The following is an 8,281-nucleotide window of genomic DNA, read 5'->3' on the forward strand; positions in this document are numbered from 1 at the left end:
TGAGGCTTTCTGCTGTATCTTCCGGCCTTCTCTGAGACACACCCAGGCTAGCTGTGATATTAATAGTACCCGCACATGTTGTTAGGGGGCTAAAGAGCTCTGCACCTCCCAAAAGCCGCCGTGGTTTCAATTCCTCATAGACCCCCATGCCGCTGACGCAGCACCAGCAGAAGGATGAAAATGGTGCTGTGAAGAATCTTTATTCTACGGCTGGCGAAGGTAAGAAGAACGTAGTGGCCTGTGTCATCACTCCTGAAGGTAAAGAGATTCGCACATTTTCAACRATGACCGATGACCTTATTTCTATGGTGGACTGGCTTAAAACCAAAGGTTGCACCCATGTGGCGATGGAAAGCACCGGTTCGTATTGGAAACCCATCTATAACTTGCTGGAACTGGAAGACATCCAGCCAATGGTGGTAAATGCTAAACATATCAAAAATGTCCCCGGGCGTAAAACCGATGTAAAAGATGCAGAATGGATTGCCGGTTTGCTCCGCCATGGCCTCTTGCAAGGCAGTTATATTCCTTCCCGCGAACAAAGGGAATTGCGGGAACTCATCCGTTACCGCCGGAGCCTTATCGAAGAGCGGGCACGGGAAATCAACCGTATCCAAAAGGTCCTTGAATGTGCCAACATCAAGTTGTCTTCCGTGGCCAGCGACGTACTGGGCAAATCTGGGCGTGCCATGATTGAAGCAATAATTGAAAACGACTAGTATAAAAAAGTAACCCAAGCGTTGTTAGTAATGTCAATCAAAAAGTTGACCACCGTGACAACCAAAAAATTGACCACCCTCGAGGCGGTTTATTAATTTAGATCAGGCAATAAGTATCCCTGCCAACAATCGTAATAGATTCCCAGTTATAAAAGAAAATGTAAATTGTAAAATATTACTAATTCACCCTCCTCTGCTGGTAGATTTGGCTTTCACTCAGCAGCGTGAAGACCATGCGAACGAGTTTGCGGGCCGTAAGGACTAAAGCACGTTTATGATGGTGATGTCTGGCTTCGGCATACTTCCTGCGGTAGAACTCACCATACTCCGGCTCCAACACCCGGACGGAGTTGGCCGCTTCTACAAGGTAATACCGCAGGTAGTAGTTACCTGACCTGGTTAAGGGAATATCCTGGGCGTTGAACTTGCTTGATTGGTTTTGCCGCCAGGTTAAGCCCGCAAATTTGGCAAGAGCATTGTGATTGTCAAACCTTGAAATGTCGCCGATTTCGGCTACTATGCCGGCTGCGTAAACCGGTCCGATGCCTGGAATAGTTTCCAACGTGTGTGGAATTGCCTTTATCTCTTTGGCGATAGCCTGATCGATTTTCTTTTGCTGCCTCTCAAAGAACCAGATGGTCTCAAGGGACATAGCCAGTGTAATGTCCACAGATTCTTGCATTTTCGGGTTTAAACGGTAGGAGTTACGGGCTGCCCGTTTAAGGGCCGTGGCCATCTCAGGAACATCCTTAAGCCGGTGGTTTCCGTGTTGCAGCATCAGGTCTACCAATTATTCCACAGGCAGATTGGCGATTTTATCGGGTGTTAGGTTGCCTATAACTGCTGTGGATGCCTGACCAAAGAGGTTTTCTGGTATGTGGAAAACTTGAGAAAAATCAGGTTCAAGGCCCTGTTCTTCTCCCTGGTCACTGTACTTTCGGCCTCGGGCGGCAGGTGGTCCGGACCCATCCGGAACATGCCCGGCAGGTGAATCTGCTGGCCGGCTTTGCCTTCTACGCCGGGGTGGGGCAGAAGACCACCATGGGCATGGGGCAGTGCATGCAGAGCCGCGTCTGGAACCCGGACGTACTCCTGCGGGAGGTGGGGAAATGAGCCGCAAACTGAAACCCTATCCCGCTTACGGTTGCTGCAAAACCGGAGCCAGTAATATTTAAACGTCTGCCCGGGGATCGCGAGGCGCCTGCCACACCCGGTATTCGCAAAAAAATTTCCCCGGCCGGTAGGTAATTGAGCTAAAGTATCGAATTTCCCAAGGTATTGAAACTTTATTGGTAACGGCATTTAATTTGGTAAAATAATAAACCAAACACGCCGGGGTGTATAACCCCCGCTGCACCGAAAGCTCGCCGCTTTACCCTCATGCGGTGACGGGAGCCCAACTGCCGGCCAGGACTTGGGAGGAGATACCGGGATGTCCTTGAAAACCAGGATAGTCCTCACCCTCTGCGCCACCTTCGCCATTCTCGTCCTTGTTTTTTTCGCGGTTTCTCATGTGATCGCAAATAACATTGTAGCTGAGCTGGAAAGAGATGATCTTAAGCAGAATATTGAGCGGACCCTCCAGGCATTGGAAAGGGAAATGGCGACGCTGGACAGAAATACCGAAGATTGGGCCGCATGGGATGATACGTATCTATTTGTGGAAGACAGAAACGCGGAATACATAAAGAAGAACCTGGTCGACAGCACCTTTGAGGTTCTTAAGATCAACTATATAGTGATAATAAACACCGGGGGAGAAATGGTATACGCCAGGGGATACGATGCTGAAGAGGGAGAAGATATCCCCGTACCCCGGGAGATTGTTCTTCCGGCCCGCCAGAAAGCAGGCGGCATGAAAGGGCTGGTGGTGACGCAGGAAGGGCCGGTGCTGGTGGCCGCCAGGCCCGTTTTAAAAAGCGATGACACCGGTCCCCCCCGGGGAACCCTGATTTTCGGCCGGATCTTAAAGGACAAGGATTTAAAAGAGCTTTCGGAGATCACCCGCCTGCCCCTCACCCTTCACCCGCCGAGGGCCGTGGACTTCCGCGACCTGCAGCCGGCGGGCTCTTTAGAAGACGGGGAGGCCTGTTACGCCGGGATAATTTCCCCGGAGGAAAGCGCCGGCTTTACCGTCATTAAAGACCTGCAGGGGGAAACCGCCTTCATTCTCCAGGTTAATTCGGACAGGCGCGTTGCCAGGGTGTTTAAGTCCGCCGAAAAGGCCTTCAGCCTCTACCTGGCGCTGACGGCGGTCCTGTGCTGCGGCCTGGCCTTGTACTGGCTGAACCGTGCCGTCGTGTCCCGGCTGGTAAAACTTACCGCGGCCGTAACCGGCACGGGCTACCAGTTTCCCCTTTCCTCCGGGTTCCCGGTTCTGAAGGGAAAGGATGAGCTTGCCCTTCTTTCCGCTGAAATCAGCAAAATGCTGGACAGGCTGGAGGAGTACCGGCGGGAGATAAGCGACAAGGAAAAGAAATACAGGGCGGTGGTGGAAAACGCCGCCGAAGCCGTCGTGGTGGTCCAGGAGGGCGCGGTCAAATTTGCCAACCGGGCGGCTGCGGCCCATTCAGGCTACCCAAGGGAAGAGCTTGTCTCGAGGCATTTCCCGGACTTCATCCACCCGGAAGACAAGGATGCGGTATGGGAACATTACAGGGAATTGCTGGAGAATAAATGCGTCTTATACGCATTTCCGTTCAGGGTAATAACCAGAGACGGGGGTGTCAAGTGGGCGGAAACAAACTCCGTGGTGGTCGAGTGGGAGGGGCAGCCCGCCACCCTGCATTTTTTGACCGATATCACCCCGCGCAAGATCCTGGAAGAAGAGCTGCATCGGTTGATGACAGAAAAATCCCTGATTCTCGACAGCCTTACGGAGCTGGTTGTATTTCTGGACCGGGACATGCACGTCATCTGGGCCAACCGCGCGGCCGGCCAATCCGTCGGCAAAAGCCCCGGGGACCTTTTTGGAGCGAAATGCCACGAGATATGGCACGGCAGGAGCGATCCCTGCCAGGGCTGCCCGGTGGTGCAGGCTATGGAGACCGGCCGGGTGTGCACAGGGGAGGTGGTTTCGCCGGACGGCCGCTTCTGGAGGATTACTGCCTCCCCCGTTAAGGACGAAAAGGGAAACGTTATAGGGGCCGTGGAAGCAGCCCTGGATATCACCGAGCGCAGGCGCTACGAGGAACAGTTGAAATACTTGAGCCTGCACGACCCATTGACAGGCCTTTACAACCGGGCCTTTTTCCAGGAAGAACTCAGGCGTTTGGCTGTCAGCCGGGAATACCCGGTCACCATCCTGGTGGCCGATCTGGACGGCCTGAAGCTGGTCAACGACACCCTGGGCCACGCCAGGGGCGATGAAATGTTGAAGGCCTGCGCAGATGTTTTGAGAAATACCCTGCGCCGTTCCGATATCCTGGCCCGCATAGGGGGCGATGAGTTCGCCGCCCTTTTGCCGGGAACAGATGAACAAACCGGGGAAGATATTGTATACCGGATACGCTCCCGGGTCGATGACTACAACAAAGAACACCCCGAGCTGCCCCTGCACGTGTCTACAGGCTTTGCCACGTGCCGGAGCGGGGACGGATCCCTCGAAGACACCTTTAAGAAGGCCGACGACCTCATGTACCGCCATAAGCTTGTGTACAGGGCCAGCGCGCGAAACCAGATCGTGGGCGCCCTGCTGGCAGCCCTCAAAGAAAAGGATTACTTCACCGCGGGGCACGCCGAAAGGCTGAAAGAAATGTGCCTTAAAATGGGCGAGAAACTGGGGCTTTCTCCCCGGCAGATGGCAGACCTGGCCCTTTTTGCCCAGGTCCATGACCTGGGCAAAGTTGCCGTGCCGGACAGCATTTTATTCAAGAAAGGCACGCTTACAGAGGAAGAGTGGGAGGTTATGCGCCAGCACCCCGAAAAGGCTACCGCATCGCCTTATCCTCCCCTGACCTCGCCGGGGTGGCGGACTTAATTCTCAAGCACCACGAAAGGTGGGACGGGAAAGGGTACCCCCTGGGGCTGAGCGGAGAAGAGATCCCGGTAGAATGCCGCATCCTGTCCATTGCCGATGCCTTTGACGCCATGACCGGCGAGCGGCCGTACATAAAGCCCAAAAGTAAAGAGGAGGCCATCGCGGAGCTTAAAAGGTGCGCGGGAAGCCAGTTCGACCCGCGGCTGGTTAGTGCTTTTGTTTCCCTGTTTTTAGACGCATGAAGAACAGCCTCCAGGTTCAACGCATCCCAGAACGAGTACTAGGTAGTGCCTGTCTACAGGGGAAATTACACCGAGACCATGACGGGCGCCATCGCGGCCTTCCGCGCCGGGGAGCTCCCCACATAGTCCAGAAACAGCATCATCGGGGGCGCATCGCTTTGGGTGATGGCCGGGCACAAGCCGGAGGAGTACAAGGGCGTGGCCAAGTTCTTCACGTTCCTCTCCAATCCTGATCTCCAGGCCTGGTATCATCAGGTAAGCGGCTATCTACCCATCACTCACGCGGCCTACGAACTGACAAAGCAGCAGGCTTCTACGAGAAAAACCCCGGGACCGACATCTCCACCGACATCTCCATCCGCCAGATGACTAACAAGCCACCCACGTCCAACTCCAAAGGCATGGGAACCCATGGGGGAGGGATCCCCGAAGGCCGTGTCCGGGTACTTGCCGAGTTGGGAATTGCCGCCGGAGTTGCTCTAATCCATGCATCATTGGTCCCTCCAAGGATTATTAACGCCCGTGGTTTTAAGCTGATCACATCCTGGTGAAACCGGTCGGCCATTTCACCAGTAGTCTCCCCCCGTTCATTCCCTTGTTTACCGCTTTAAGACGTATGGCGCCGACCGCCAAGTTCAACCAAGAAGCATCTGGACCATATCAATTGTTTCCAAACTATATAAACAAAAATGCGACAAGAGGAGAGCTGTCCCCTGTCGCACACTCAAGCTCGATTCAGCTCGGCCTTCAGCTTCCGGATGATTTCGCGGTCAAGGCCGGTTATCTCCGCAACAACGTCTTCCGGCAGCCCCTTTTTCAGGTCCGCACGGGCGGTTTCCAACCTGCCTTCTTTAATTCCTTCTTTGATCCCTTCCATCAAGCCTTCCGCACGGCCTTTTTCGTGCCAGCTGGTGGTTATCTGCATGATTGCCTCGGCCTCCTTCCTGTCCATTTTAGCCAGTTCCAGGTAAAATTCCGCCTCTTCTTCCCGGTTCAGACCCCCATGCCGCTGACGCGGCACCAGCAGAAGGATGAAAATGGTGCTGTGAAGAATCTTTATTCTACGGCTGGCGAAGGGAGGTCGTATCTACTTGGTGCTGCGAGCCCGTCTCATAGACAGACCCCAACGACCAGGTGCACCACAGATTGTTGCCCCCTTTTGGGGAAGCACGCAGGATAGAATAACCACATATGGTTGTTGCACCAGCCTTCAATTTAACTGCCGTAGAGGGAGAAAGAACACATGGAAGTTGTGTACACCCATTGCTGCGGGCTTGACGTTCATAAGAAGAACGTAGTGGCCTGTGTCATCACTCCTGAAGGTAAAGAGATTCGCACATTTTCAACAATGACCGATTCACATTGATTTTCTCTCTGATGAAATAAACAGACTGGACAAAGAAATTAAGGACCGAATGCTCCCTTTTGAGGATGACCTGGAGCTGTTGGATACCATTCCCGGGGTGGGACGGCGCACCTATTGCCAAAAGTGTTGCCTTAGAAATTTGGCATGAGTCAGTTAACTTTACTCCTATCCCTATGCAAATTGATTCCGAAGGGCATTGGAGTCAAGAACTTAACCTGGATACAGGACGGTATCACTACTGTTTTTGATCAACAACTGTTTTCGTGTAAATGATCCCGAAACATTCCCATCATATCTTTCATCCAATGGCAGGTTAATGTCCAGTCTTGTGGTTGAAGATACTGATGTTTATAAGTTAACCTCTGATTCATCCTTTATAGATGTTGGCCATATTGAAATGTACCCAGGTGATACACAGAATTTGAAACCCGAAAGACAGTTTAGCAATGTAGGTGGAGAAATCGGAGTAACAGTAATATTTAATAAAGTTAAGGGGGCCCATCTTGTTACCTTTCTATGGGTTAACCCTAATTTAGAAATCGCTTATTCGTCTGAGTGTACAGTATGGGACGACCCTCAATGTCAGGAAGAATTCATACAAGCTGCAGGTTGGATTAAAGCGGAACCTGAAAACCCGTTAATGCCTGGTAAATGGCATGCCCTTGTCTTGTTAAACGGCGGAGAAATTTGTTGTATGCCTTTCCATATTCGCGGTTTGATATATCAGCTTCAACAGGGAAAGCTGGTATTAAAGTAATTTAAAAATAAAAAGGGGGCTGGCAGTAGGGAATTAGACTTTAATTTACAGCATATCTATTATTTTGTGTCAAGAAAAATATCTTTACAAATCAGTCAAACATAAAAACCGTTGAGAAAAGTAAAGGGGGCAGTTAAAATGGGAATGGGCGACTTTAGGGTAGTCGAACGAAAGAATAATTTATATTCAAAGCCAAAACAACCCCCTACTCCGTCGAGAACATCCTCACCGCCGCCAACGGCAAAAGCAGCTTTATCCCAAAACAAAAACGTTCCGCCTAAATCCCCGGGTGTTTCCAGTGTACAACTAACTAAATCCGGAGGAGCAACTGCTTCCACCAGACCTATGGGGATGGGAGATCTGCGGGCGGTTGAACGAAACTTGAGCACTAATACATCGAAGCAAACGTCCGGACCGGCGAATAACAAGTCCCATGGTTCCAAGGGGATGGGGGATTTAAAGGTAATTGAATCAAAAAAAACCGGCAATCTCACAGCACCGAAGTCCGGTACTTCACAACCTTCCCAGGGTATAATGGATAAAGAAAACTAGACAAAAAAACAGCTTTATTTAAGGTGGATCGTTGCCGTGAGAAAATCATATTCTGGGGAGTTCAAAGCCAAGGTTGTACTGGAAATTCTCAAGGAAGAGAAAACCATATCCCAGATTGCTTCAGAGTATGGGATTCATCCAAATCAATTGCTTAAATGGAAAAAAGAGGCAATAAGATCTCTGGCAGAAGTTCTTGAAGATGGTCGTAGAAAGAGTGACAAGGAGAAAGAGACATTAAAGAACAAGATTCAAGAACTATACGCAGAGATTGGCGAGTTGACAACTAAGCTCAACTGGCTTAAAAAAAATCTGGCTTTAAGTTGGACGAGGGCTGAAAGAATTGAACTTGTGGATTTTGAGAACCGCGAGCTACCATTAACAGTTCAGGCAGAAATGCTTTCGCTAAACCGAGCCTTTACTACAAGCCAGTACCACCATCGCCGATGGAAATTGCTATCAAGCATGAAATCGACCGCATTTACACGGAGGACCCCTACATGGGTTCCCGTCCGATTACAGCGATTCTGAACCGCGAAGGCTTTAGCATCAGCAGACCCACGGTACAGAAGTATATGCGGGAAATGGGAATATCAGCAATCAGGCCAGGGCCGAACCTCAGCCGCCGGAACCACGAGCATAAAGTCTACCCCTATTTACTCCGCGGCG

9 protein-coding genes and 2 pseudogenes are annotated in these 8,281 nt (G+C 51.3%); 7 read left to right on the forward strand and 4 right to left on the reverse strand.

The features are described from left to right. Positions 1-188 precede the first annotated feature (188 nt). A pseudogene (locus P378_RS17990) lies at positions 189-716 on the forward strand (IS110 family RNA-guided transposase); the annotation flags it as partial. A 181-nt stretch (positions 717-897) separates the two neighbouring features. On the opposite strand, the gene P378_RS17995 reads toward P378_RS17990, so the two are convergent. Beyond that, complete coding sequence (locus tag P378_RS17995; protein ID WP_099084167.1) at positions 898-1,497, reverse strand: transposase; 600 nt, start codon at positions 1,495-1,497, stop codon at positions 898-900. Positions 1,498-1,673: 176 nt separating this feature from the next. On the opposite strand from P378_RS17995, the gene cas6 reads away from it, so the two are divergent. From cas6 to P378_RS24390, 3 genes and pseudogenes are all read left to right on the forward strand, one after another. Continuing rightward, entirely contained in the window at positions 1,674-1,832 is a 159-nt protein-coding gene (gene cas6, locus P378_RS23795) for a CRISPR system precrRNA processing endoribonuclease RAMP protein Cas6 (protein ID WP_207654083.1), read from the forward strand. 319 nt (positions 1,833-2,151) lie between these two features. Continuing rightward, positions 2,152-4,940, forward strand: a pseudogene (locus tag P378_RS18000) (CHASE4 domain-containing protein). 141 nt (positions 4,941-5,081) lie between these two features. Beyond that, positions 5,082-5,309: an extracellular solute-binding protein gene (locus P378_RS24390; RefSeq protein WP_420796025.1), complete on the forward strand. Its 228-nt coding sequence runs from the start codon at positions 5,082-5,084 to the stop codon at positions 5,307-5,309. On the opposite strand, the gene P378_RS20270 is transcribed toward P378_RS24390, so the two are convergent. Together P378_RS20270 and P378_RS18015 are read right to left on the reverse strand one after the other, a co-directional pair. Next, on the reverse strand, positions 5,254-5,505 hold the full coding sequence (locus tag P378_RS20270) for a hypothetical protein (RefSeq protein ID WP_207654085.1): 252 nt from the start codon (positions 5,503-5,505) through the stop codon (positions 5,254-5,256). The two genes, P378_RS24390 and P378_RS20270, sit on opposite strands and share 56 nt — an antisense overlap. A 159-nt stretch (positions 5,506-5,664) precedes the next feature. Continuing rightward, positions 5,665-5,961 (reverse strand): RpnC/YadD family protein, encoded by a 297-nt coding sequence (locus P378_RS18015; protein ID WP_238473405.1) that lies wholly within the window; start codon positions 5,959-5,961, stop codon positions 5,665-5,667. 661 nt (positions 5,962-6,622) lie between these two features. Here P378_RS18015 and P378_RS18020 point away from each other — a divergent pair. Further along, complete coding sequence (locus P378_RS18020) at positions 6,623-7,063, forward strand: hypothetical protein (protein WP_099084169.1); 441 nt, start codon at positions 6,623-6,625, stop codon at positions 7,061-7,063. A 95-nt stretch (positions 7,064-7,158) separates the two neighbouring features. Here the strand turns inward: P378_RS18020 and P378_RS18025 are convergent, their stop codons facing one another. Continuing rightward, positions 7,159-7,551 carry a hypothetical protein gene (locus P378_RS18025; protein ID WP_099084170.1) on the reverse strand — a complete coding sequence of 131 codons (393 nt, stop codon included), beginning with the start codon at positions 7,549-7,551 and terminating at the stop codon, positions 7,159-7,161. Positions 7,552-7,651: 100 nt separating this feature from the next. Here P378_RS18025 and P378_RS18030 point away from each other — a divergent pair, with 100 nt between their 5' ends. Then, a complete protein-coding gene (locus P378_RS18030) occupies positions 7,652-8,143 on the forward strand; it encodes a transposase (protein ID WP_180261176.1) in 492 nt (163 codons plus the stop codon). Next, on the forward strand, positions 8,113-8,281 hold a 169-nt coding region (locus tag P378_RS24395), incomplete at its 3' end, for an IS3 family transposase (protein WP_420796026.1). The genes P378_RS18030 and P378_RS24395, both read left to right, overlap by 31 nt.

This window comes from Desulforamulus profundi, from assembly GCF_002607855.1.

Excerpts from the sequence above, each read along its gene's own strand:
- P378_RS20270 (WP_207654085.1), bottom strand. The coding sequence starts at position 5,505 with ATGGCCGACCGGTTTCACCAGGATGTGATCAGCTTAAAACCACGGGCG.
- P378_RS18020 (WP_099084169.1), top strand. The coding sequence starts at position 6,623 with ATGTCCAGTCTTGTGGTTGAAGATACTGATGTTTATAAGTTAACCTCT.
- P378_RS17995 (WP_099084167.1), bottom strand. The coding sequence starts at position 1,497 with ATGCTGCAACACGGAAACCACCGGCTTAAGGATGTTCCTGAGATGGCC.